Origin of the sequence: Pseudarthrobacter sp. P1 (assembly GCF_050156935.1) — a bacterium.
Taxonomy (GTDB): Bacteria; Actinomycetota; Actinomycetes; order Actinomycetales; family Micrococcaceae; genus Specibacter.
In genome coordinates this window covers 2,958,853-2,981,332 of the sequence record NZ_CP189584.1, presented here as the reverse complement: position 1 = coordinate 2,981,332, position 22,480 = coordinate 2,958,853, and the positions used below count along the sequence as shown (strand labels likewise).

13 protein-coding genes, 1 tRNA gene and 4 rRNA genes are annotated in these 22,480 nt (G+C 63.5%); 8 read left to right on the top strand and 10 right to left on the bottom strand.

Annotated elements, in window-relative coordinates; translation table 11 throughout:
• Nucleotides 1–322: 322 nt before the first annotated feature.
• Nucleotides 323–1,849: ribosomal RNA gene (locus ACQCSX_RS14110) — 16S ribosomal RNA — on the bottom strand.
• A gap of 476 nt (nucleotides 1,850–2,325) precedes the next feature.
• Nucleotides 2,326–3,189, bottom strand: coding sequence for a LysR family transcriptional regulator (locus ACQCSX_RS14105; protein ID WP_427015920.1), 864 nt, complete (start codon nucleotides 3,187–3,189; stop codon nucleotides 2,326–2,328).
• 77 nt (nucleotides 3,190–3,266) lie between these two features.
• On the opposite strand from ACQCSX_RS14105, the gene ACQCSX_RS14100 reads away from it, so the two are divergent.
• Both ACQCSX_RS14100 and ACQCSX_RS14095 read left to right on the top strand, forming a co-directional pair.
• Nucleotides 3,267–4,121: an alkaline phosphatase family protein gene (locus ACQCSX_RS14100; RefSeq protein WP_427015919.1), complete on the top strand. Its 855-nt coding sequence runs from the start codon at nucleotides 3,267–3,269 to the stop codon at nucleotides 4,119–4,121.
• A 6-nt stretch (nucleotides 4,122–4,127) separates the two neighbouring features.
• On the top strand, nucleotides 4,128–4,985 hold the full coding sequence (locus ACQCSX_RS14095) for an EamA family transporter (protein ID WP_427015918.1): 858 nt from the start codon (nucleotides 4,128–4,130) through the stop codon (nucleotides 4,983–4,985).
• A 377-nt stretch (nucleotides 4,986–5,362) separates the two neighbouring features.
• On the opposite strand, the gene rrf is transcribed toward ACQCSX_RS14095, so the two are convergent.
• The 8 genes from rrf to ACQCSX_RS14055 form a co-directional block, all read right to left on the bottom strand.
• A 5S ribosomal RNA gene (gene rrf / locus ACQCSX_RS14090) occupies nucleotides 5,363–5,479 on the bottom strand.
• Nucleotides 5,480–5,728: 249 nt separating this feature from the next.
• Nucleotides 5,729–8,859: ribosomal RNA gene (locus ACQCSX_RS14085) — 23S ribosomal RNA — on the bottom strand.
• 531 nt (nucleotides 8,860–9,390) lie between these two features.
• Nucleotides 9,391–10,916: ribosomal RNA gene (locus ACQCSX_RS14080) — 16S ribosomal RNA — on the bottom strand.
• The 16S, 23S and 5S rRNA genes sit together here, the layout of an rRNA operon.
• A 630-nt stretch (nucleotides 10,917–11,546) precedes the next feature.
• Nucleotides 11,547–12,311, bottom strand: a complete 765-nt coding sequence (locus tag ACQCSX_RS14075; protein WP_427015917.1) for an HpcH/HpaI aldolase family protein — start codon at nucleotides 12,309–12,311, stop codon at nucleotides 11,547–11,549.
• 32 nt (nucleotides 12,312–12,343) lie between these two features.
• Nucleotides 12,344–13,336: an aldo/keto reductase gene (locus ACQCSX_RS14070; protein ID WP_427015916.1), complete on the bottom strand. Its 993-nt coding sequence runs from the start codon at nucleotides 13,334–13,336 to the stop codon at nucleotides 12,344–12,346.
• Nucleotides 13,336–14,046, bottom strand: a complete 711-nt coding sequence (locus ACQCSX_RS14065) for an ATP-binding cassette domain-containing protein (protein WP_427015915.1) — start codon at nucleotides 14,044–14,046, stop codon at nucleotides 13,336–13,338. The genes ACQCSX_RS14070 and ACQCSX_RS14065 overlap by 1 nt, the downstream gene beginning before the upstream one ends.
• A complete protein-coding gene (locus ACQCSX_RS14060; RefSeq protein ID WP_427015914.1) occupies nucleotides 14,019–14,213 on the bottom strand; it encodes a hypothetical protein in 195 nt (64 codons plus the stop codon). Before ACQCSX_RS14060 ends, ACQCSX_RS14065 begins: the two co-directional genes overlap by 28 nt.
• A gap of 163 nt (nucleotides 14,214–14,376) precedes the next feature.
• Nucleotides 14,377–14,459: transfer RNA gene (locus ACQCSX_RS14055), tRNA-Leu, on the bottom strand.
• Between the two features lie 371 nt (nucleotides 14,460–14,830).
• Here ACQCSX_RS14055 and ACQCSX_RS14050 point away from each other — a divergent pair.
• Genes ACQCSX_RS14050 through ACQCSX_RS14025 form a run of 6 tightly spaced genes read left to right on the top strand, consistent with a single transcriptional unit; the run spans nucleotide 14,831 to nucleotide 22,415 of the window.
• Entirely contained in the window at nucleotides 14,831–15,655 is an 825-nt protein-coding gene (locus tag ACQCSX_RS14050) for an FhaA domain-containing protein (RefSeq protein ID WP_427015913.1), read from the top strand.
• Entirely contained in the window at nucleotides 15,652–16,140 is a 489-nt protein-coding gene (locus tag ACQCSX_RS14045; RefSeq protein ID WP_427015912.1) for an FHA domain-containing protein FhaB/FipA, read from the top strand. Before ACQCSX_RS14050 ends, ACQCSX_RS14045 begins: the two co-directional genes overlap by 4 nt.
• A gap of 2 nt (nucleotides 16,141–16,142) precedes the next feature.
• Nucleotides 16,143–17,798 (top strand): PP2C family protein-serine/threonine phosphatase, encoded by a 1,656-nt coding sequence (locus ACQCSX_RS14040; RefSeq protein ID WP_427015911.1) that lies wholly within the window; start codon nucleotides 16,143–16,145, stop codon nucleotides 17,796–17,798.
• Nucleotides 17,795–19,186, top strand: a complete 1,392-nt coding sequence (locus tag ACQCSX_RS14035; RefSeq protein ID WP_427015910.1) for an FtsW/RodA/SpoVE family cell cycle protein — start codon at nucleotides 17,795–17,797, stop codon at nucleotides 19,184–19,186. Before ACQCSX_RS14040 ends, ACQCSX_RS14035 begins: the two co-directional genes overlap by 4 nt.
• A complete protein-coding gene (locus ACQCSX_RS14030) occupies nucleotides 19,183–20,643 on the top strand; it encodes a peptidoglycan D,D-transpeptidase FtsI family protein (RefSeq protein WP_427015909.1) in 1,461 nt (486 codons plus the stop codon). Before ACQCSX_RS14035 ends, ACQCSX_RS14030 begins: the two co-directional genes overlap by 4 nt.
• Nucleotides 20,640–22,415: a protein kinase domain-containing protein gene (locus ACQCSX_RS14025; protein WP_427015908.1), complete on the top strand. Its 1,776-nt coding sequence runs from the start codon at nucleotides 20,640–20,642 to the stop codon at nucleotides 22,413–22,415. The genes ACQCSX_RS14030 and ACQCSX_RS14025 overlap by 4 nt, the downstream gene beginning before the upstream one ends.
• The last annotated feature ends 65 nt before the right edge of the window (nucleotides 22,416–22,480 follow it).

Sequence of the window (22,480 nt, the reverse complement as noted above, 5' to 3'; positions counted from 1 at the left end):
GGGACGGGGTCGTGTGCGGGAAACCAAGCCAACCAGCCAACCGGTGATGCCTAAGCACCAACGGTTCCTGTTGCCTCAGGACCCAACAGTGTGCCAAACGATCCCCCCACGAAGAAGGCCGGTCACGCTCCGTTCCAGGACACCCCACGCAAGCGTGCGGACATCCGTACTTGGAAAACCGGCCAAACCCGCCAGGGGTCTGTTCCATTGAAATTCCACCCGTGAGCACCCACCGAGAAACAATCGTTCTCGCAATGGGCTTTGCTTCCTCACAGCGACAGGACACCATGCGGTGCACCGTCGCGTGCTTGGTGCTCCTTAGAAAGGAGGTGATCCAGCCGCACCTTCCGGTACGGCTACCTTGTTACGACTTAGTCCCAATCGCCGGTCCCACCTTCGACAGCTCCCTCCCACAAGGGGTTAGGCCACCGGCTTCGGGTGTTACCAACTTTCGTGACTTGACGGGCGGTGTGTACAAGGCCCGGGAACGTATTCACCGCAGCGTTGCTGATCTGCGATTACTAGCGACTCCGACTTCATGGGGTCGAGTTGCAGACCCCAATCCGAACTGAGACCGGCTTTTTGGGATTAGCTCCACCTCACAGTATCGCAACCCTTTGTACCGGCCATTGTAGCATGCGTGAAGCCCAAGACATAAGGGGCATGATGATTTGACGTCGTCCCCACCTTCCTCCGAGTTGACCCCGGCAGTCTCCCATGAGTCCCCGGCATAACCCGCTGGCAACATGGAACGAGGGTTGCGCTCGTTGCGGGACTTAACCCAACATCTCACGACACGAGCTGACGACAACCATGCACCACCTGTAAACCGACCGCAAGCGGGGCGCCTGTTTCCAGGCGTTTCCGGTTCATGTCAAGCCTTGGTAAGGTTCTTCGCGTTGCATCGAATTAATCCGCATGCTCCGCCGCTTGTGCGGGCCCCCGTCAATTCCTTTGAGTTTTAGCCTTGCGGCCGTACTCCCCAGGCGGGGCACTTAATGCGTTAGCTACGGCGCGGAAAACGTGGAATGTCCCCCACACCTAGTGCCCAACGTTTACGGCATGGACTACCAGGGTATCTAATCCTGTTCGCTCCCCATGCTTTCGCTCCTCAGCGTCAGTTAATGCCCAGAGACCTGCCTTCGCCATCGGTGTTCCTCCTGATATCTGCGCATTTCACCGCTACACCAGGAATTCCAGTCTCCCCTACATCACTCTAGTCTGCCCGTACCCACCGCAGATCCGGGGTTGAGCCCCGGACTTTCACGGCAGACGCGACAAACCGCCTACGAGCTCTTTACGCCCAATAATTCCGGATAACGCTTGCGCCCTACGTATTACCGCGGCTGCTGGCACGTAGTTAGCCGGCGCTTCTTCTGCAGGTACCGTCACTTTCGCTTCTTCCCTACTGAAAGAGGTTTACAACCCGAAGGCCGTCATCCCTCACGCGGCGTCGCTGCATCAGGCTTTCGCCCATTGTGCAATATTCCCCACTGCTGCCTCCCGTAGGAGTCTGGGCCGTGTCTCAGTCCCAGTGTGGCCGGTCACCCTCTCAGGCCGGCTACCCGTCGTCGCCTTGGTGGGCCATTACCCCACCAACAAGCTGATAGGCCGCGAGTCCATCCAAAACCGCACAAGGCTTTCCACCCCCCGCCATGCGGAGGAGGGTAAATATCCGGTATTAGACCCGGTTTCCCAGGCTTATCCCAGAGTTAAAGGGCAGGTTACTCACGTGTTACTCACCCGTTCGCCACTAATCACCCCCGCAAGCGGGGGGCCATCGTTCGACTTGCATGTGTTAAGCACGCCGCCAGCGTTCATCCTGAGCCAGGATCAAACTCTCCATAAATGTTTTTACAGACACACCCCGGACCGCCGGAAAAGGGCGGACACACGGTGCACTAAATTTGAAACCGGCTGTTCGGGCCGCCACCACCACGGGGGTGGGATGGACGGGCCCGTTCAACCAATCAATGATTCATTGGTATCAATAAAACTTGGCACACTATTGAGTTCTCAAACAACAGGAGCTTCCGGCCAACACGCACCTGCAGGAAACCGGTGGTTTCCGCGGCGATCAGTGCCGGAGCAACTTTCCAACCCTACCCGATCCGCCCCCGGCAAGCAAACCAACCAATGATCCATCGGTTGAAAACTCCGGGCGCGGCGGACCGCCGGATATTCCACCGGACGGTCGCAAGGGGGGTTTTTCGTTTCCCCGGCGTCCGGGGCAACTCGAAATACATTACACGCCTTTGCGGCCCCGCGCAAATCCGGGGCGCACCGGGCGGGTGCACGGCCGGGAACGGCCGGCCCACAAGGCACCTAGGCCTGGGGCCGCAGGCATGCCAGCACCCCTGCCACCACAGCGGAGGCCGCCCTGTCCCTGCGGTGGATGGCGTACTCGTCAATCCTCATGGGAGCGCCCTGGACGTCAAGGATCACCAGGCCGGGATGGTCCATGAACTCGTCCTCGGCAATCACGCCGGTGCCCAGCCCCGCCACCACCGCCGCCTGCAACGACTCACGGCTGTCCACCTCCACAAACCCCGCTGGCTCCACCCCCTCACGTGCCAGCGCGTCAGACAAGGCAGTGCGGGTCACCGAGCCCACCTCGCGGATCACCAGCACCTCATCTGCGAGCCGGCGCAGCGGCACGGACTTGGCCCCGGCCAGCGGGTGGTCCGTGCGGACAAAGACCACGAGATCCTGGGCGGCAATCCAGTGCGCCTCCAGTGCAGGGTCGGGCGCGGCGTCGGCCACCACCCCGACATCCACCCGACCCGCCAGGACATCGGCGCGGACGGAACCGGAATTGCCGGTGGTGAGACGGATGTCCACCTGTGGGAATTGTTTTTTGAACCTCTCCAGGATGCCCATGGCGTTGATTGGTGCGTCGGCACCCAGCCGCAGCAATCCCTGGATGCCATCCCCGGCACCCTCGAGCATCAGGACCGCCTTGTCCCACGTGGCAAACAGTTCGCGCACCAGCGGCAGCAGCTCCGCACCCAATGGCGTCAGGACGCCTTGCCGCTTGCTCCTGTCGAAGAGCTGGACGGTGAACTCTTGCTCCAACGCGCCCACATGGGCCGAAACGGTCGGCTGGCTCACCCCCAGTGCCGCGGCACCGGCGCTGAAGCCGCCCTCCGCCGCTACTGCTTGGAACGCCCTGAGCTGATGGATATTCATAGATGGAACCTATATGAACAATCGGTGATGGGAATGACTCCGGGCGAGGACCCGCCGCCTGCAGTGTGGTCGGCGTCATGACGAAGAATGCAGCTGTCATCGCTCCCCATCTCCTGGTTGTCGGCATCGACGGCGTCAGGTTCGACACACTGGCCGCGGCCCACACGCCCGCCCTGGACACACTGGCCGCCAGCGGGGTGCTGCTGCCCGTCCAGGTGCACGAGAAGAACCCCACGGTCTCGGGCCCGGTATGGTCCACCGTGGCCACCGGCGTCTATTCGGACAAGCACGGTGTACTGGGCAATGACATCCATCCCGAAACCCTGCGCAACTACCCCGATTTTCTCCAGATGCTCCGCGAGTCCGTGCCGGGCACGCGCACCATGGTCGCCGCCAGCTGGTACCCGATCGCGGGCGACCATGGCTGTGGCCCCATCTTTTCCTCCCGCGGCTGGCTTCCCGCCCTGGACATGGAGGCCCAGCCGGACGTTCCGTCGGCAGCGGTGTTGGCCGACGACGACGGCGTGGAGTACTCGAGCGCCCGGCTCGCCGTTGAGGACATCACGGCCGCGTTCATCTACCTGGGCGAACCGGATGAATTCGCGCACTACCGCGGTACCGGCCAGGGCTACATCCGCTCCATTGAACGCTGCGACGCAAGGCTGGGCCGGCTTCTGGAGACCATCGACGCACGCCCCGGACGCGCGCACGAGGCCTGGACCGTCATCGTCGTCACCGATCATGGGCACGTGGACAACGGTGGCCATGGAGGCGATTCCACCGAGGAGCGCACGGCCTGGATGGCCGCCGCCGGCCCCGGCATCGGAGCGCACATCGGCCAACTCTGCCACGCTGACATCGCCGCGCACGCGGGCCAGATCTTTGGCCTGGACGTTGCCGAGCTCGACGGCGTGCCCTTTGGAAGGCGCTGACATCCCGTGACGGCCCCCATCGCGGCGCTTGTCCTGCTGGCCGCGGTGCTGCCCAGCATCTGGAATGCCTTGGCCAAGGCCATCCCTGACCGGCTGGCATCGTCTGCCTTGATTGCGTTGGCGTATCTGCTGGCCGGAGTGGTGGGGATCTTTGTTTTCCCGCTGCCGGATGCCGCCTCATGGCCATTCATCGCTGCATCCACCGTGGTCCAAAGCCTCTATCTGCTGATCCTTACCCCCTCGTATAAGCATGGGGACTTCTCCCAGATCTATCCGCTGGCCCGCGGATCTGCAGTGGTCATGATCACTGCCGGTGCCGCCCTGTTCCTCGGTGAGGGACTGGCCCCGGTGCAGTTGTTGGCGGTGGCCGCAGTGGCTGGCGCTCTGATCTCCTTGGCCTGCGTTGGTTCCGGTGTGTCGTTGTTCTCCGGCGGGCAGCGGCGGGGGGCGGGTTTTGCCCTGGTGACCGGGTTGTGCATCGCGGCGTATTCGCTGATCGACGGGGTGGGGGTGCGGCTGTCCGGTTCCCCGTTGGGCTATGCCATGTGGCTGTTTGCCCTCCAGGGGGTCGTGGTGCCGGCCAGCTGCTGGTTGCGTGCGCCGGACGGCCGGGTGCTGGCCGGGGAGGTGGGCCGCTGGTGGCGCCTGGGGTTGCTGGGTGGGCTGTTGTCGCTGGTGGCCTACGCCATGGTGGTGTGGGCGCAGGGCCTGGCCCCGTTGGCGTTGGTGTCGGCGTTGCGGGAGTGCAGTGTGCTGTTGGCCGGGGTTCTGGGTGTGTTGTTCTTTCGGGAGCGGTTCAGCGTCCGCCGGGCGGCCCTGTCGGTGGTGGCGGTGGCGGGGATTGCCGTGCTCCAGCCAGGGTAGCCGCTGCAATGTGGCTGGTCAGCCACGAAGGCCGCGCCCCGCCGATGGCGGTGCGCGGTCTTTCCGTGGGATTCAACACAGTGTTGGCCGGCCGGGCGGCGGCAAAAGTGCCAGGGCCGCACCCTCCAGGGCGCCAACACCGGTGGTGTGCCGGGCTGCGGCGGGCTGCGCGGGGCGTGTTTGTGCGCACAGTTCCCGTCCGTCTCTCCGCCCAACCGTGCGCTTGCTGCCGGGAGTGGCGGCAAGGCGTCTGCGACCGTGTTGCCGGAATCCCGGGAGGGGGCCGGGCGTGCCGGAATCACCGCCCCCGGCCCCCAAAACGGGTGTTAAATGCGGGCAGGCCCCGCACCAACGGTGCGGGGCCTGCCCTAATGGGTGTCCGGCGGCGTCCTACTCTCCCACACCCTCACGAGTGCAGTACCATCGGCGCTGTGGGCCTTAGCTTCCGGGTTCGGAATGGGACCGGGCGTTTCCCCCACGCTGTGACCGCCGTAACTCTACCTCCACACACCACACCCTGGCCTTTTCAGGCGGGGTGGTGCGGGAAAACCAGGGAAACGTGTGTCGTTTCATTCATTTATCACCCGTGCCGGGGCTTCCGAGGGGAAACCCGTGGCGGGTGTTCGTCCCCCGCGCAACAACGGAAGTTGTTGGCCGGGAACCACATAGTGGACGCAAGCATGCAGTGACCTCCACACCCTTAGGTGGTAAACCCCTTTTGAAGAACGGGTTCACCCAGGTGTGGGGTGGTGTGTTATCGGCCTATTAGTACCGGTCAGCTTCACGAGTCGTTAGTCCTCGCTTCCACATCCGGCCTATCAACCCAGTGGTCTGGCTGGGGGCCTCTCGAACCAAAGTTCATGGAAATCTCATCTCGAAGCGAGCTTCCCGCTTAGATGCTTTCAGCGGTTATCCCATCCGAACGTAGCTAATCAGCGGTGCACTTGGCAGTACAACTGACACACCAGAGGTTCGTCCGTCCCGGTCCTCTCGTACTAAGGACAGCCCTTCTCAAATTTCCTGCGCGCGCAGCGGATAGGGACCGAACTGTCTCACGACGTTCTAAACCCAGCTCGCGTACCGCTTTAATGGGCGAACAGCCCAACCCTTGGGACCTACTCCAGCCCCAGGATGCGACGAGCCGACATCGAGGTGCCAAACCATGCCGTCGATATGGACTCTTGGGCAAGATCAGCCTGTTATCCCCGAGGTACCTTTTATCCGTTGAGCGACGGCCATTCCACAATGTGCCGCCGGATCACTAGTCCCGACTTTCGTCCCTGCTCGAGCTGTCGCTCTCACAGTCAAGCTCCCTTGTGCACTTACACTCGACACCTGATTGCCAACCAGGCTGAGGGAACCTTTGGGCGCCTCCGTTACTCTTTAGGAGGCAACCGCCCCAGTTAAACTACCCATCAGGCACTGTCCCTGACCCGGATTACGGGCCGAAGTTAGATGTCCAAAGTGACCAGAGTGGTATTTCAACGATGACTCCACACCAACTGGCGTTGGCGCTTCACAGTCTCCCACCTATCCTACACAAGCCACTCCGAACACCAATACCAAACTATAGTAAAGGTCTCGGGGTCTTTCCGTCCTGCTGCGCGTAACGAGCATCTTTACTCGTACTGCAATTTCGCCGAGTTTATGGTTGAGACAGCGGGGAAGTCGTTACTCCATTCGTGCAGGTCGGAACTTACCCGACAAGGAATTTCGCTACCTTAGGATGGTTATAGTTACCACCGCCGTTTACTGGGGCTTAAATTCTCAGCTTCGCCTTGCGGCTAACCGGTCCTCTTAACCTTCCAGCACCGGGCAGGAGTCAGTCCGTATACATCGTCTTGCGACTTCGCACGGACCTGTGTTTTTAGTAAACAGTCGCTTCCCCCTGGTCTCTGCGGCCCCGATCCCCTCCCCACCGCGCGGGTGGTTCAAGGTTGGGGCCCCCCTTCTCCCGAAGTTACGGGGGCATTTTGCCGAGTTCCTTAACCATAATTCTCTCGATCGCCTTAGTATTCTCTACCTGATCACCTGTGTCGGTTTGGGGTACGGGCGGCTAAAACCTCGCGCCGATGCTTTTCTAGGCAGCATAGGATCACCGAATCCCCCCTTGACGGGGGTCCCATCAGATCTCAGGCATTTAAGGGCCGCGGATTTGCCTACGGCCCGCCCTACATCCTTAGACCGGGACAACCATCGCCCGGCTCGGCTACCTTCCTGCGTCACACCTGTTAATACGCTTGCCTCCCGGGATCTTCTCCCGCGCTCCACCAAAACCCTTCCACCACAAGGGTGTCCGGGCAGGCTTCGGGCGGTGAGTGTCCCCCGCTTGGCATGGGCGGTTTTTCGCCGGTACGGGAATATCAACCCGTTGTCCATCGACTACGCCTGTCGGCCTCGCCTTAGGTCCCGACTTACCCAGGGCAGATTAGCTTGACCCTGGAACCCTTGATCATTCGGCGGACGGGTTTCTCACCCGTCTTTCGCTACTCATGCCTGCATTCTCACTCGTGTGGGCTCCACCGCTGGTTTACACCGCGACTTCACTGCCCACACGACGCTCCCCTACCACTCCCGGCGGCTGAACCACGAAGGCTTGCCTGGTACCGGAAATCCACAACTTCGGCGGTGTACTTGAGCCCCGCTACATTGTCGGCGCGGAATCACTTGACCAGTGAGCTATTACGCACTCTTTTAAGGATGGCTGCTTCTAAGCCAACCTCCTGGTTGTCTTCGCAATCCCACATCCTTTCCCACTTAGCACACGCTTAGGGGCCTTAGTTGGTGGTCTGGGCTGTTTCCCTCTCGACTATGAAGCTTATCCCCCACAGTCTCACTGCTGCGCTCTCACTTGCCGGCATTCGGAGTTTGGCTGACGTCAGTAACCTTGTAGGGCCCATCGGCCATCCAGTAGCTCTACCTCCGGCAAGAAACACGCAACGCTGCACCTAAATGCATTTCGGGGAGAACCAGCTATCACGAAGTTTGATTGGCCTTTCACCCCTACCCACAGCTCATCCCCTCCATTTTCAACTGAAGTGGGTTCGGTCCTCCACGACGTCTTACCGTCGCTTCAACCTGGCCATGGGTAGATCACTTCGCTTCGGGTCTAGATCACGCCACTCACTCGCCCTATTCAGACTCGCTTTCGCTACGGCTTCCCCACACGGGTTAACCTCGCGACGTAACACTAACTCGCAGGCTCATTCTTCAAAAGGCACGCCATCACAGGAACCAAGCCTGCTCTGACGGTTTGTAAGCACACGGTTTCAGGTACTATTTCACTCCCCTCCCGGGGTACTTTTCACCTTTCCCTCACGGTACTTGTCCGCTATCGGTCATTAGGTAGTATTTAGGCTTATCAGGTGGTCCTGACAGATTCGCACGGGATTTCTCGGGCCCCGTGCTACTTGGGATGCTTCCCAGGCGGTGTAACAAGCATTTCGGTTACGGGACTCGCACCCTCTCCGGTCGGCCTTTCAAGACCGTTCACCTATGCCTACACTCTCACCTCACCAGTCCGGCAGAACTGGAATGGAAAGTCCCACAACCCCGACCATGCAACGCCCGCCGGCTATCACACATGGACCGGTTTAGCCTCGTCCGCGTTCGCTCGCCACTACTGACGGAATCACTGTTGTTTTCTCTTCCTGTGGGTACTGAGATGTTTCACTTCCCCACGTTCCCTCCACATGCCCTATGTGTTCAGGCATGGGTCACCACGTCACCTTGCGGCGCGTGGCGGGGTTTCCCCATTCGGACATCCTCGGATCACCGTTCGGTTATCAACTCCCCGAGGCTTATCGCAGATTCCTACGTCCTTCATCGGCTCCTAATGCCAAGGCATCCACCGTGTGCCCTTAAAAACTTGACCACTTAGATCACAGAATTCAATATAATATTTCGAGAGAACCATGAAAACAGACACACCCAAGGGCGTGCCAGATCCAGGTTCATCAACTCATAAGAAATTGCTTCCTTTATAAGATGCTCGCGTCCACTATGTAGTTCTCAACCAACAACCCCGTCACACACCACACCCCGGAACCAACACCACCCTTTCGGGCGTGCCGGCGGACCCCGGGGACGGGGTCGTGTGCGGGAAACCAAGCCAACCAGCCAACCGGTGATGCCTAAGCACCAACGGTTCCTGTTGCCTCAGGACCCAACAGTGTGCCAAACGATCCCCCCACGAAGAAGGCCGGTCACGCTCCGTTCCAGGACACCCCACGCAAGCGTGCGGACATCCGTACTTGGAAAACCGGCCAAACCCGCCAGGGGTCTGTTCCATTGAAATTCCACCCGTGAGCACCCACCGAGAAACAATCGTTCTCGCAATGGGCTTTGCTTCCTCACAGCGACAGGACACCATGCGGTGCACCGTCGCGTGCTTGGTGCTCCTTAGAAAGGAGGTGATCCAGCCGCACCTTCCGGTACGGCTACCTTGTTACGACTTAGTCCCAATCGCCGGTCCCACCTTCGACAGCTCCCTCCCACAAGGGGTTAGGCCACCGGCTTCGGGTGTTACCAACTTTCGTGACTTGACGGGCGGTGTGTACAAGGCCCGGGAACGTATTCACCGCAGCGTTGCTGATCTGCGATTACTAGCGACTCCGACTTCATGGGGTCGAGTTGCAGACCCCAATCCGAACTGAGACCGGCTTTTTGGGATTAGCTCCACCTCACAGTATCGCAACCCTTTGTACCGGCCATTGTAGCATGCGTGAAGCCCAAGACATAAGGGGCATGATGATTTGACGTCGTCCCCACCTTCCTCCGAGTTGACCCCGGCAGTCTCCCATGAGTCCCCGGCATAACCCGCTGGCAACATGGAACGAGGGTTGCGCTCGTTGCGGGACTTAACCCAACATCTCACGACACGAGCTGACGACAACCATGCACCACCTGTAAACCGACCGCAAGCGGGGCGCCTGTTTCCAGGCGTTTCCGGTTCATGTCAAGCCTTGGTAAGGTTCTTCGCGTTGCATCGAATTAATCCGCATGCTCCGCCGCTTGTGCGGGCCCCCGTCAATTCCTTTGAGTTTTAGCCTTGCGGCCGTACTCCCCAGGCGGGGCACTTAATGCGTTAGCTACGGCGCGGAAAACGTGGAATGTCCCCCACACCTAGTGCCCAACGTTTACGGCATGGACTACCAGGGTATCTAATCCTGTTCGCTCCCCATGCTTTCGCTCCTCAGCGTCAGTTAATGCCCAGAGACCTGCCTTCGCCATCGGTGTTCCTCCTGATATCTGCGCATTTCACCGCTACACCAGGAATTCCAGTCTCCCCTACATCACTCTAGTCTGCCCGTACCCACCGCAGATCCGGGGTTGAGCCCCGGACTTTCACGGCAGACGCGACAAACCGCCTACGAGCTCTTTACGCCCAATAATTCCGGATAACGCTTGCGCCCTACGTATTACCGCGGCTGCTGGCACGTAGTTAGCCGGCGCTTCTTCTGCAGGTACCGTCACTTTCGCTTCTTCCCTACTGAAAGAGGTTTACAACCCGAAGGCCGTCATCCCTCACGCGGCGTCGCTGCATCAGGCTTTCGCCCATTGTGCAATATTCCCCACTGCTGCCTCCCGTAGGAGTCTGGGCCGTGTCTCAGTCCCAGTGTGGCCGGTCACCCTCTCAGGCCGGCTACCCGTCGTCGCCTTGGTGGGCCATTACCCCACCAACAAGCTGATAGGCCGCGAGTCCATCCAAAACCGCACAAGGCTTTCCACCCCCCGCCATGCGGAGGAGGGTAAATATCCGGTATTAGACCCGGTTTCCCAGGCTTATCCCAGAGTTAAAGGGCAGGTTACTCACGTGTTACTCACCCGTTCGCCACTAATCACCCCCGCAAGCGGGGGCCATCGTTCGACTTGCATGTGTTAAACACGCCGCCAGCGTTCATCCTGAGCCAGGATCAAACTCTCCATAAATGTTTTTACAGACACACCCCGGACCGCCGGAAAAGGGCGGACACACGGTGCACTAAATTTGAAACCGGCTGTTCGGGCCGCCACCACCACGGGGGTGGGATGGACGGGCCCGTTCAACCAATCAATGATTCATTGGTATCAATAAAACTTGGCACACTATTGAGTTCTCAAACAACAGGAGCTTCCGGCCAACACGCACCTGCAGGAAACCGGTGGTTTCCGCGGCGATCAGTGCCGGAGCAACTTTCCAACCCTACCCGATCCGCCCCCGGCAAGCAAACCAACCAATGATCCATCGGTTGAAAACTCCGGGCGCGGCGGACCGCCGGATATTCCACCGGACGGTCGCAAGGGGGGTTTTTCGTTTCCCCGGCGTCCGGGGCAACTCGAAATACATTACACGCCTTTGCGGCCCCGCGCAAATCCGGGGCGCACCGGGCGGGTGCACGGCCGGGAACGGCCGGCCAGAGCGGGCGGGCCCTGCCGGCCTCAATCCCTAGGAGCGTGGGTCAGTAATGGAGACTCGTTGATGAATGCTCCAAACCTGAGGCCATTTTGCGCCAAATAAGCCGCATTTCTTGTGGGTTCTCAACACAAAAAATCGGCAAAATCGACTACTGACCCACGCTCCTAGCGCCCCCTGGCCTCGTCCAGGTGCTGGACCGCCGCCGCCTCCAGATGCGTGAGGTCCGAGGCCACGGTAATGAACGTGAATCCCTCGGCAATCCGCGCCCGGGCAATCTCGCCGCTGGCCGTGTGGATGGCCGCGACAATTCCGGCATCCTGGGCCACGGTGCGGATGCGCACCAGCGCGGCGTCGAATTCTTCGGCCACGTCGGGATCATTGGGGTACTTGCCACCCACCGCGATGCACAGATCGGACGGACCGATGTAGACGCCGTCGACTCCGGGCACAGAGCAGATCTCCTCAACGTTGGCCAGCCCCTCCGGTGTCTCGATCATGACCAGGCAGAGAACCGCGGCATCGGCGTCGGCCGGCTTGGGCCCAATCCGCAGGGCGGAACGCATGGGCCCGTAGGACCGGTTTCCATGTGGGGGATAGCGGACGGAGCGCACCGCTGCCGCCGCCTCCTCGGCAGTGTTCACCAGGGGAACGATCACCCCGGCGGCACCGGCGTCGAGCGCCTGTCCTATATATGTGGCGTTGTTGGCGGGCACGCGCACCAGGCCTGCGGCCTGCCCCGAGGCATCGATGGCCATCAGGCCATGCAGCCAGCCGGAATACCCCATCAGGCCATGCTGGGCGTCCAGTGCGACATAGTCATAGCCCAGGCGGGCAATCCGCTCCGTCGAGACGGGGGAGTCCAGCACGGCCCAATACCCGAGCACTGTCGCACCGGACCGGACCTTGCTGGCAAATTCTGCGGCTTTCATTGCGCGTACCTCTTCTGTGTCATGTCGTGGGTCTAGCGGTTGTAGGCGGGCATCGGTCCGCGGAGCTCAAGGCCCACCGCATCACAGGCGGCCACCAGGTCCGCCGGCAGCGGCCCGCGGGAGGCCGCGTTGATGTTGTCCTGCAGCTGGGCCGCCTTTGAACCGCCTAACAGCACGGAATCCACCAAGGGCTTGCTCAGCAGCCAGCGCAGCGACAGTTCCACCAGCGGCAGGCCCGCGGCATCGGCAATGCCGCCCAGCGTCTGGATGGCCGCGAAGAGCCGCTGGTCCCAATACCGCTCCTTGTACATCTCCGCTAGGCGCGAGCCCTGGAAGCGGCCGCCCTCGGGCGCCGCCTCGAAGCTGTGCTTTCCGGTCAGCAGGCCGCCGCCGAGCGGGTTGTAGACCATGGTGTGCAGGGAGGTGGTCCGGGCAAACTCCGCATACTCCTCGTCCAGGCGCCGGGCCACCAGGTTGTACAACTGCTGGGCGGCAACGGGACGCGGCGCCCCGGCGGCATCGGCGGCAGCGTTCAGGGCACCGATCTGCCAGGCGGCGAAATTGGAGACGCCGACGGCGGAAATCCGCCCCTCAGCCCGCAGCTGCGCCAGCGTGTCCATGGTTTCGGCCAGCGGTGTGGCCCGGTCCGGCTGGTGCAGGTAGAACAGGTCCACGCTCTCGCGCTGCAGGCGGCGCAGGCTGCCCTCCAGGGAGAGCCGCAGTCCGGCGGCGGACAGCGGGGCGTGGCCGGCGGCATCCGGGTGGGGCATGCCCGCCTTCGTGGCCACCAGGACAGTCTCCGGCGCGTTCCGCAGCAGCGGGGCCAGGATTTCCTCGCTGGTACCCCCGGCATAGCCGTTGGCCGTGTCGATGACGGTGATGCCGGCCGCCAGGGCGGTGTCCACCATGGCGGCGGCACCGGCGGCGTCCACGGTGTCGCCGAACGTCATGGTGCCCAGCACCAGCGGGGAAATGGGGGCGCGAAGCCCCGCAAGGGCCGTTGTCGTCAGTGCCGTTTCCTGCATTAGCTTGCCGCCTTCTCGAGCCCCGGACCGCCCGGTTGCTCCATTGTGTTCAACCGGGACACCATGCCCCGGGGTTTGCGTCCAACAATCGACATCGGGTCAAGGGTCGCCGCCCGCAGCGCCCGGGTGTAGGGCTGCGTGGGCGCGCTGAGCAAGTCCGCCGTCGGCCCCTGTTCCACAACGGCACCCTTGGACATGACCACCACGTGGCTGCTGATCTCGCGCACCACGCCCAGGTTGTGGCTGATCACCAGATACGTCAATCCGGTCTCGCGTTGGATGTCGGCCAGCAGATCCAGCACCTGCGCCTGGACCGAGACGTCCAGGGCGCTGGTGGCCTCGTCGCAGACCAGCAGTTCGGGCTGGGATGCCAGTGCCCTGGCAATGCCGATGCGCTGGCGCTGGCCACCGGAGAACTCCGCCGGACGGCGCCCCCGGGCACTGGCGGGAAGGCCCACCTGGTCCAGCAGCCGTGCCGCCTCGGCCCGGCGCGCGGTGGCGGAGCGGACACCGCGCATGCCGATGGGTTCGCCCACGATGTCCTCGGCGGTCAGGTGCGGGTCAAGGGAGCCGTAGGGATCCTGGAAGACCATCTGCACCTTGGGGCGCAGCGGCCGCAGTTCGCGGGCCTTCATGGCGGCGATGTCCTGCCCGTTGAGCAGGATCTGCCCCTTCGTGGGGGTCAGCAGGCGCACGATGGAACGGGCCACCGTGGACTTGCCGCAGCCGGTTCGCCCACAATGGCCACCGTGTGGCCGCGCGGGACATCGAAACTGACGTCGTCGACGGCGCGGAAGTGGCCGTTGTGGACGGGGTAGTCCACCGTGAGGCCCTTGATGGAGAGGACAAGGTCCTTGCTCTGGGTGTCCACGCTCATGAGGAGGCTCCGTTCAGGCTGTGGCGGGCACGCGGTGCCGGTCCGAGACCAGCGCGGGCCGTCGTCGGGCTCCCGCGCACCGCCACGCCCGGACCGGGCCCGGCCCTGAAGACGGGTTAAAACAAAAACACCCCGATCCGAAGATCGGGGTGTTTTCGAAGCGTGCGCGAGGGGGGATTTGAACCCCCACGCCCTTTCGGACACTGGCACCTGAAGCCAGCGCGTCTGCCGTTCCGCCACTCGCGCGCTTTTGACCCACTCGGTCCTGATTTCCAGAACCAGTGGAACAGCGATAACAACTATATGGGACGAATCGGGCAAATGCCTAATCGAGGCCGCCGAGGGGCCCCTGTGGCGGCCTAAATGGGCCCAAAATCCCCGGAACCACGCGGAAAAAGTAAGTTCGAAAAAGTTCCTGGACATGGCCTCCCTGGGCATGGATTCCGTCCGGGCGGCCCATCTGGTTGCGGCTATTCGCAGACTCGCCCAGTAGTATCGAGAGGACAGGAGCACGGTTGGCCGGGCCCGCCACGAGGTGGAGCCCAAATGGACCGTGCACATCAAGAGGTGCGCGCCACGGGGCCCGCACCGGTGATTCGATGCGAAGGAGTGAGCCCATGGGTCTGTTGGACAATGTTGAAAAAGGCATTGAAAAAGCCGTACGCGGCGCCTTCTCGCGCGGATCCAAGACCTTGCAGCCCGTCGAGATGGCCAGCCACCTGCGCCGCGAGCTCGACGACAAGGCCATGATTCTGGATGCCGAGCGCACCCTGGCCCCCAATGTTTTCGCCATCAAGCTCAGCTCGGTGGACTTCGACCGGGCCCGCAGCTGGGGCACCACCCTGGCCGAGGAGCTCTGCGATGTGGTCATCAACCACTCGCACGGCCAGGGCTACATCCTGCAGGGACCGGTGCGCGTCTCCTTTGACCTGCATCCGGAGCTGAAGGCCGGCATCTTTGAGGTGGTGGCCACCACGGAGCGGGAAGCTGGGGCTCCGGCCCAGCCCTCCTACCCCAGCGCGCCACCGCCACCGCCTGCGCCCCGCGCCCCCGCTGCCCGGCCTGCCGGGCCTGCGGGCAGCAACGCCGCCCGCAGGCCCGCACCAACGCCGCCCGCCGCCGTCGTGCCCCAGGGCCCGGGCCAGCCGGTGCTCGACATTGCCGGCCAGCGCTACGCCCTGAACGCGGACTCGATCGTGCTGGGCCGTTCCTCCGAGGCCGACATCCTCATCGACGACACGGGCGTCTCACGACGCCACCTGGAGATCCGCACGGTCAATGGCATCTCCACGGCCGTTGACCTGGGCTCCACCAATGGCAGCTTCCTCGATGGCAGCCGCATCAATGGATCGGCGCGGCTCGCTGACGGCTCCACGCTGTCCATCGGGCGCACCAAGATCACGTTCCGCGTGCTCCCGGCACGCCAGGGAGGCCGCGCGTGAATGATTTCAGCACCCTGACCGTGACGGTCCTGCGCTTCGGATTCCTGATTCTGCTGTGGATCATGATTTTCAGCGTGGTCACCGCCATGCGCCGCGACCTCGCGATCGGCCGCAAGGCCAAAGTGGGAACCCCCACCGCCCGCCAGGCGCGCAAGCACCCCGAGCTGGTCGAGGCCGAGCCGCCCGCCCGGGCAACGGCCCACCGCCTCGTGGTGACAGAGGGACCGCTGGCCGGCACCGAGGTTGAACTGGCCGCCAGCCCGATCCTCATGGGACGGGCGCAGGAAGCCACCCTGGTCCTGGAGGACGACTATGCCTCCGGCCGCCATGCACGCCTGTTCCCGCAGGGCACCCGGTGGTTCATTGAAGACCTCGGCTCCACCAATGGAACGTACCTGGGCGACTCCGTCCTGACGCGCGCCCTCCCGGTTGAGCTGGGTGTGCCGATCCGGATCGGCAAGACAGTCATTGAGTTGAGGCCCTAGGCATGACTGAACGCCCGCTGGTCCTGCGCTATGCCGCCAGAAGTGATGTCGGCATGGTCAGGGCCAAGAACGATGACTCCGCCTATGCGGGGAAGTTCCTGGCCGTGGTTGCCGATGGCATGGGCGGCCACGCCGGCGGCGACGTCGCCAGCGCCTCGACGGTGCTGGACCTGATCCATTTGGACCGCGACGGGTACGACGGCGATGCCGGTGCGCACCTGGCGGACGAGATCCAGGCGGCCAATTCCCTGCTGTCCCAGCTGGTGCACGTCAACCCCAAGCTGGCCGGCATGGGCACCACCGTCACCGCCATGCTCCTCTCCGGGTCGACCCTGGAGTTCGCGCACATTGGCGATTCCCGCGCCTACCGGCTCCGCGGCGGCATCTTCGAGCAAATCAGCACCGACCACACCTTTGTCCAGCGCATGATCGATGAGGGCCGGCTGCGGCCCGAAGAGGCCGAAACCCACCCGCACAAGAACGTGCTGATGCGCGTTCTGGGCGATGTGGACGCTTCCCCCGAGCTGGATCTGATGTCCTTCGAGGCCGTCGAGGGGGAGCGCTGGCTCCTGTGCTCGGACGGCCTGAACTTTGTCCGCACCCAGATGGTTGAAGAGGTGCTCAGGACCACCAAGTCGCTGGCTTCCTGCGCCGAGACCCTGGTGGAGCTGACCCTCGCCTCCGGTGCCCCCGACAACGTCACGGTGGTGGTGTTCGACGTCGTCCGCGAGAGCGCCGATGACATCCACACCGCATCCCTGGCCACCGTGCCCTCCGAGCTGGAACCGGTGACGGCCGCCGTGGCGGCACAGGTCCCGGCCGGGCTGGAACCGGCAGCACTGGAACCGGTGGCGGACATCCATGCCGCCGTGGAGGTGGACCCCGGGTCCGCTGCCGGCACCGCGGACGCCGCCGATGACGAGATAGCGGAGGCCGACGGTGGCGCGGCCGGCGCCATCACTGCGGCCATCGCCAAAGAACCCGGCCTCCACATCACCGAAGCCGTGATCCGCCAGGAACTTGCCGAACGCCCGCATGAACTGGTGGGCGCCGCCGTCACGGCATTCGACGAGGGCAAGATCCCCGTCATCGAGGGACATTCCGCCGCCCGCCGCGCCGCCGCGGTGCTGACCCACAAGGTCCCCGGCTCGATCCAGCCCTCGGATGTGGAGGAAGAGACCGAACAGTCCATCCCGCCGCGCAACCTCAAGCTGCTCGCCACCGTGATTGGTGCCATCGCCCTGGTCCTGCTGGCACTGGGCCTGTGGGCCGGCTATGCCTACACCCAGACGCTGTACTACGTGGGCGTTGCCAACGGCAAAGTGGCCATCTACAACGGCGTCTCGCAGTCGCTCGGACCCATCCAGCTATCGCACGTTTACCGCGAGACGGACGTCCCGGTCACCGCCTTGCCGGACTACTCGCGCCAGCGGCTGGCCCAGACCCTGCCCGCGGCCACCCTGGACGATGCCGCACAGATCATCAGCGATCTGCAACTGGGCACCGGATCCAGCACGCCGCCCTGCAGCCCCGCCCCGACAGCCTCGGCCACGGGCTCAGCGACGCCAACACCGGCCCCAACGCCGGCCGCGTCAGGCACCGCTGCCCCGACAGCCGGCGCGGCCGCGAAACCGACCTGCACAGGGGGCACCAAATGAGCCAGCTGGCCACCGTAGCCAAACCGCGCCGGAACACCGAGCTGGTGCTGCTGCTCCTTGCCCTGATGGTCGCGGTCTTCGCCAACGCCCTGGTGAACATCAACCTTGGCCGCAGCTTTGATGCCGATTTCTTTTCCCAGGCCGCCATTTTGGCGGTGCTTTCCCTGGCCGTGCACGTTTCGCTCCGTTTTCGCGCCAAATATGCCGATCCGGTAATACTTCCACTCGTTGTTGCCCTGAACGGCATAGGTCTTGCCGTCATCCACCGCCTGGACATCGCCAACGACGATTCCGCCGGCCCGCGCCAATGGCTCTGGACCACCGTGGCAGTGGTGGCGGCCGTCCTGGTCATCTGGTTTCTCAAGGACCACAGGGTGCTCCGGCGCTACACCTACCTGTCACTGATGGCCAGCGTGGTGCTGCTCATCATGCCGCTGGTTCCGGGGCTCAGCGCCGGGGACGTCAACGGCGCCAGCGTATGGATCAAACTTGGCCCGTACACATTCCAGCCGGGCGAGATCGCCAAGATCACGCTGGCCGTCTTCTTTGCCGGGTATCTTTCCTCCAATCGGGATCTGATCCTGCTGGCCGGGAAGAAGGTTGGCCCGCTGCAGCTGCCCCGGGCCCGGGACCTGGGACCCATGATCGTGGCCTGGCTGGCCAGCGTGGGCGTGCTGGTCTTCCAGCACGATCTGGGCTCCTCCGTGCTCTTCTTTGGCCTGTTCATGACCACCATCTACGTGGCCACGAGCCGGGTCAGCTGGGTCATCATCGGTGTGCTGCTGATCGGCGCCGGTGGCTTCGTGGCGGCGAAGATCTTCCCGCATGTGGCGGCGCGCATCTCCGTCTGGTCCAATGCCTTCGACCCCGAGGTGATCGGCAAGGCCGGGGGCAGCTACCAGGTGGTCCAGGGCCTGTTCGGCATGGCCAACGGCGGCCTGGTGGGCACCGGGCTGGGCCAGGGCAGCCCCGACATCGTCCCGCTCGCCAACAGCGACATGATCATTGCGGCCATCGGCGAGGAACTGGGCATGGTGGGCCTGTTCGCCGTCGTGCTGATGTACGTCCTGCTGATCACCCGCGGATTCCGCGCCGCACTGGGCACCCGTGACTCCTTCGGCAAGCTGCTGGCCGTGGGCCTGTCCTTCGCCATCGCGCTGCAGTGCTTTGTGGTCATCGGCGGAGTCACCCGGTTGATCCCGCTGACCGGCCTCACCACACCCTTCCTGGCCGCCGGCGGCTCGTCGCTGCTGGCGAACTGGATAATCGTGGCCCTGCTGCTGCTGATCTCCGACGCTGCACGCCGGCCCATCGGGACAACAGTGGCGCCACACCTTGACGGCCACCCAGCAAACGACTCCCCCCAGAAGGCGGTGGGCACACCATGAACCAGGCAATCCGCAACGCATGGATTGTGGCCATCGCACTCTTTGCGCTGGTGTTCGGATCCATCACCTATGTGCAGTTCTTTGCCGTCGATGACCTCAAGGCCAACGACAACAACCAGCGGGCGCTGAACGAGCAGTTCTGCAACGACCGCGGCTCCATCCTGGTGGCCGGCCAGCCGATCGCCGAATCGGTGCCCAGCGCCGACCAGTGCAAGTTCCAGCGCAAGTACATCGATCCGGAGCTGTATGCGGGACTCTCCGGCTTCTACTCCCGGTTCGGCGGCCTGTATGGCATCGAGCGCCAGATGAACGAGCAGCTGGCCGGCACCGCCGACGACGCCTTCTTTGACCGGATGGTCCAGGTGCTCACCGGTGCCCAGCCGCAGGGCCGTTCCGTCGAGCTCACCATCGATCCAGCCATCCAGAAACTGGCCTACGACCTGATCCCGGACGGCCAGCAGGGTGCGATCGTGGTGATGAACCCGAAGACCGGAGCCATCATTGCCATGGCGTCCAAGCCGTCCTACGACACGAATCTGCTGGCCACCCACGACAGCGGTGACTTTGAAAAGTCCATCGCCGAGTTGAACAACATCCCCGGCATCAACCTCTACGGCAGCCCGGCCTACACCAAGCTGTACTCGCCCGGATCGGTCTTCAAGCTGGTGGACACCGCCGCGGCCCTGGCCTCGGGCAAGTACACCAAGGACTCGGTGCTGCCCAACCCGGCCCAGCTGGGCTTCCCGGGCACCAGCTATACGTTGAACAACTACGTCAACGGTGGCTGCTCCGCACGCACGCAGGCGGACTTTGCCTTCGCCCTGGAGCAGAGCTGCAACACCCCGTTTGCGAGCATTGCCCTGGACCTGGGCCAGGATGCCATCACCGAGCAGGCCGAGAAGTTCGGCTTCAACGACAACGGGCTGAAGTTCCCGGACCAGGTGACCGGCAGCCGGTTCCCCGGCAGCACCGGTAGACTGGGGGATCCCGAGTTGGCCCGCAGCGCTGTGGGGCAACAGGATGTCCAGGCCACGCCGCTGCAGATTGCCATGATGACCGCGGCCATTGCCAACGGCGGTGTCCAGATGAAGCCCAACCTCGTCAAGACGATCCGCACCCCGGATCTGAAGGTGGTCAAGGACTTTGCCCCCGAGGTCCTGCGGACCTCCACCACCCCGGAGGTTGCCGCCCAGATGACGTCGTGGATGACGGATGTGGTGGACAAAGGCATCGCCTCGGCCGCGGCAGTGCCAGGGGTGAAGGTGGCCGGCAAGACCGGAACCGCGGAACTGGAACAGGGAACCGGCCTGAACAACTCCTGGTTCACCGGGTTCGCCCCGGCCGATAATCCCCAAGTGGTGGTGTCCATCGTCATTCCAGGCGTTGACATTGCCACCGGCGCAAAACTGACAAGTCCCAACGCAAGTAAACTCTTCGAGGCGGTGTTGAATAAGTGAGGCCTATTTCGGGAATCACCTTAGGCGGCAGATTCCAGCTCACTTCACGCATTGCCATTGGTGGCATGGGCGAAGTCTGGAAGGCACAGGATCTTGTCCTGGGCCGGATTGTGGCCATTAAGATTCTCAAAGAGGAATACACCGGTGACCCCGGCTTCCGCGAGCGATTCCGCGCCGAGGCACGCCACACCGCCCTCCTGAACCACATGGGCATTGCCAATGTCTTCGACTATGGCGAGGAAGAGGGCTCCGCGTACCTGGTGATGGAGTTGGTCCCCGGCGAGCCGCTGTCCACCATTCTGGAACGGGACCACCTGCTCTCCTCGGACCGGACGCTTTCCATCATTGCGCAGACGGCGCGCGCCTTGGCCGTGGCCCATGCCCAGGGACTGGTGCACCGCGATGTCAAGCCCGGCAACCTGCTCATCACCCCCGAGGGGCGGGTCAAGGTCACCGACTTTGGCATCGCCCGTCTGGCCGACCAGGTTCCGCTGACCCAGACCGGCCAGGTCATGGGAACGGCGCAGTACCTTGCACCCGAACAGGCCACCGGACAGCTGGCCACCGGCTCCAGTGACATATATGCCTTGGGCGTTATAGGTTACGAGTGCATCACCGGGCATCGGCCCTTCTCCGGGGAATCGCAGATCGCGATCGCCCTGGCCCAGGTCAACGATGCCCCGCCGCCGCTGCCCGACACGCTGCCGACACCGGTGCGTGCCCTGCTGATGTCCATGCTCTCCAAGGACCCGGCAAACCGTCCGGCCAATGCCCTGAAGCTGGCAGATGCCGCGGAGGCCATCCGCCGCGGCGACATTAAGGCTGCCCACGCCGCGGCGCCGGGAATGCTGCTCTTCGAGGCCACCACCGGCCCGATCACCGCCCCTGTGGACCTGACCGCAACGGCGGCCACTACCGCCCTCGCCCAGGCATCGCATGCGGCACCTGCCACCTCGGCGCTGCCCACCGTGGCCGAGAGCATTGTGGCCCGCCAGCCAACCACCAACAGGCTCTCGCGTGCCGAGGCCCTGGCTGCCGAGGGGCCCTGGCAAGAAGAGGCGGACGACGACGTTCCCGCCGGGCCCGCCAAGCGCGGGCGCAGCCCCTGGACCTGGCCGGCGATCGGCCTGATTGTCCTCGTGCTGTTCGCCGTCGGTGCCCTGGTGCTGCAGAACCTGGGCGTCTTCAGCCCCCACCCCGCGGCCACCACGACGGCCTCAACGCCGGCCAAGACCTCGGCGTCGGCCACCCCCACCTCGGCGCGGCCCACCACCACCGCTGTCACCACCGAGGCCACCACGGCGGCCACCACGGCATCGTCAGCTGTGACCCTGTTCCCCAACCAGTACGTGGGCCGGCCGTTTGCCGACGTCGAGACTGACCTGATCAATCTGGGCATGCAGGTGCTGCCGCCGGTGGAGCAGTTCGACGCCGACGCGCCCAAGGGCACAGTGCTGGCCATCAGCCCCACGGGCGCCACTGCCCCGGGAACCGCCATCACCGTGACGGTCTCCAAGGGTGCGGAAATGGTGCAGGTGCCCGACTTTGCTGGCCAGTCGCCACAGCAGTACAACTCGGCGCTGACGGCGTTGAATCTGGTGCCGGCCATGGAGAGTGAATCCTCCAACAAGGTCGCTGCCGGGCAGATCATCCGGGTGACTCCGGCTGTGGGCCTCAGCGTGGCCACGGGATCGACAGTCACCTATGTGGTCTCCACGGGACCCGCTGACGCCAAGCCGACCAACACCACGCCCCCCGCGGGCAACAAGTAGGTGGCAGCCATGGCCCGGAACGAGACCGTTTTGGGCCATGGCTGGCATCTGGTTTCCAGACGAAT

Coding starts and splice junctions, on each gene's coding strand:
- ACQCSX_RS14105 (WP_427015920.1), bottom strand. CDS start 3,189: ATGAATATCCATCAGCTCAGGGCGTTCCAAGCAGTAGCGGCGGAGGGC.
- ACQCSX_RS14100 (WP_427015919.1), top strand. CDS start 3,267: ATGACGAAGAATGCAGCTGTCATCGCTCCCCATCTCCTGGTTGTCGGC.
- ACQCSX_RS14075 (WP_427015917.1), bottom strand. CDS start 12,311: ATGAAAGCCGCAGAATTTGCCAGCAAGGTCCGGTCCGGTGCGACAGTG.
- ACQCSX_RS14070 (WP_427015916.1), bottom strand. CDS start 13,336: ATGCAGGAAACGGCACTGACGACAACGGCCCTTGCGGGGCTTCGCGCC.
- ACQCSX_RS14060 (WP_427015914.1), bottom strand. CDS start 14,213: ATGAGCGTGGACACCCAGAGCAAGGACCTTGTCCTCTCCATCAAGGGC.
- ACQCSX_RS14050 (WP_427015913.1), top strand. CDS start 14,831: ATGGGTCTGTTGGACAATGTTGAAAAAGGCATTGAAAAAGCCGTACGC.
- ACQCSX_RS14040 (WP_427015911.1), top strand. CDS start 16,143: ATGACTGAACGCCCGCTGGTCCTGCGCTATGCCGCCAGAAGTGATGTC.
- ACQCSX_RS14035 (WP_427015910.1), top strand. CDS start 17,795: ATGAGCCAGCTGGCCACCGTAGCCAAACCGCGCCGGAACACCGAGCTG.
- ACQCSX_RS14030 (WP_427015909.1), top strand. CDS start 19,183: ATGAACCAGGCAATCCGCAACGCATGGATTGTGGCCATCGCACTCTTT.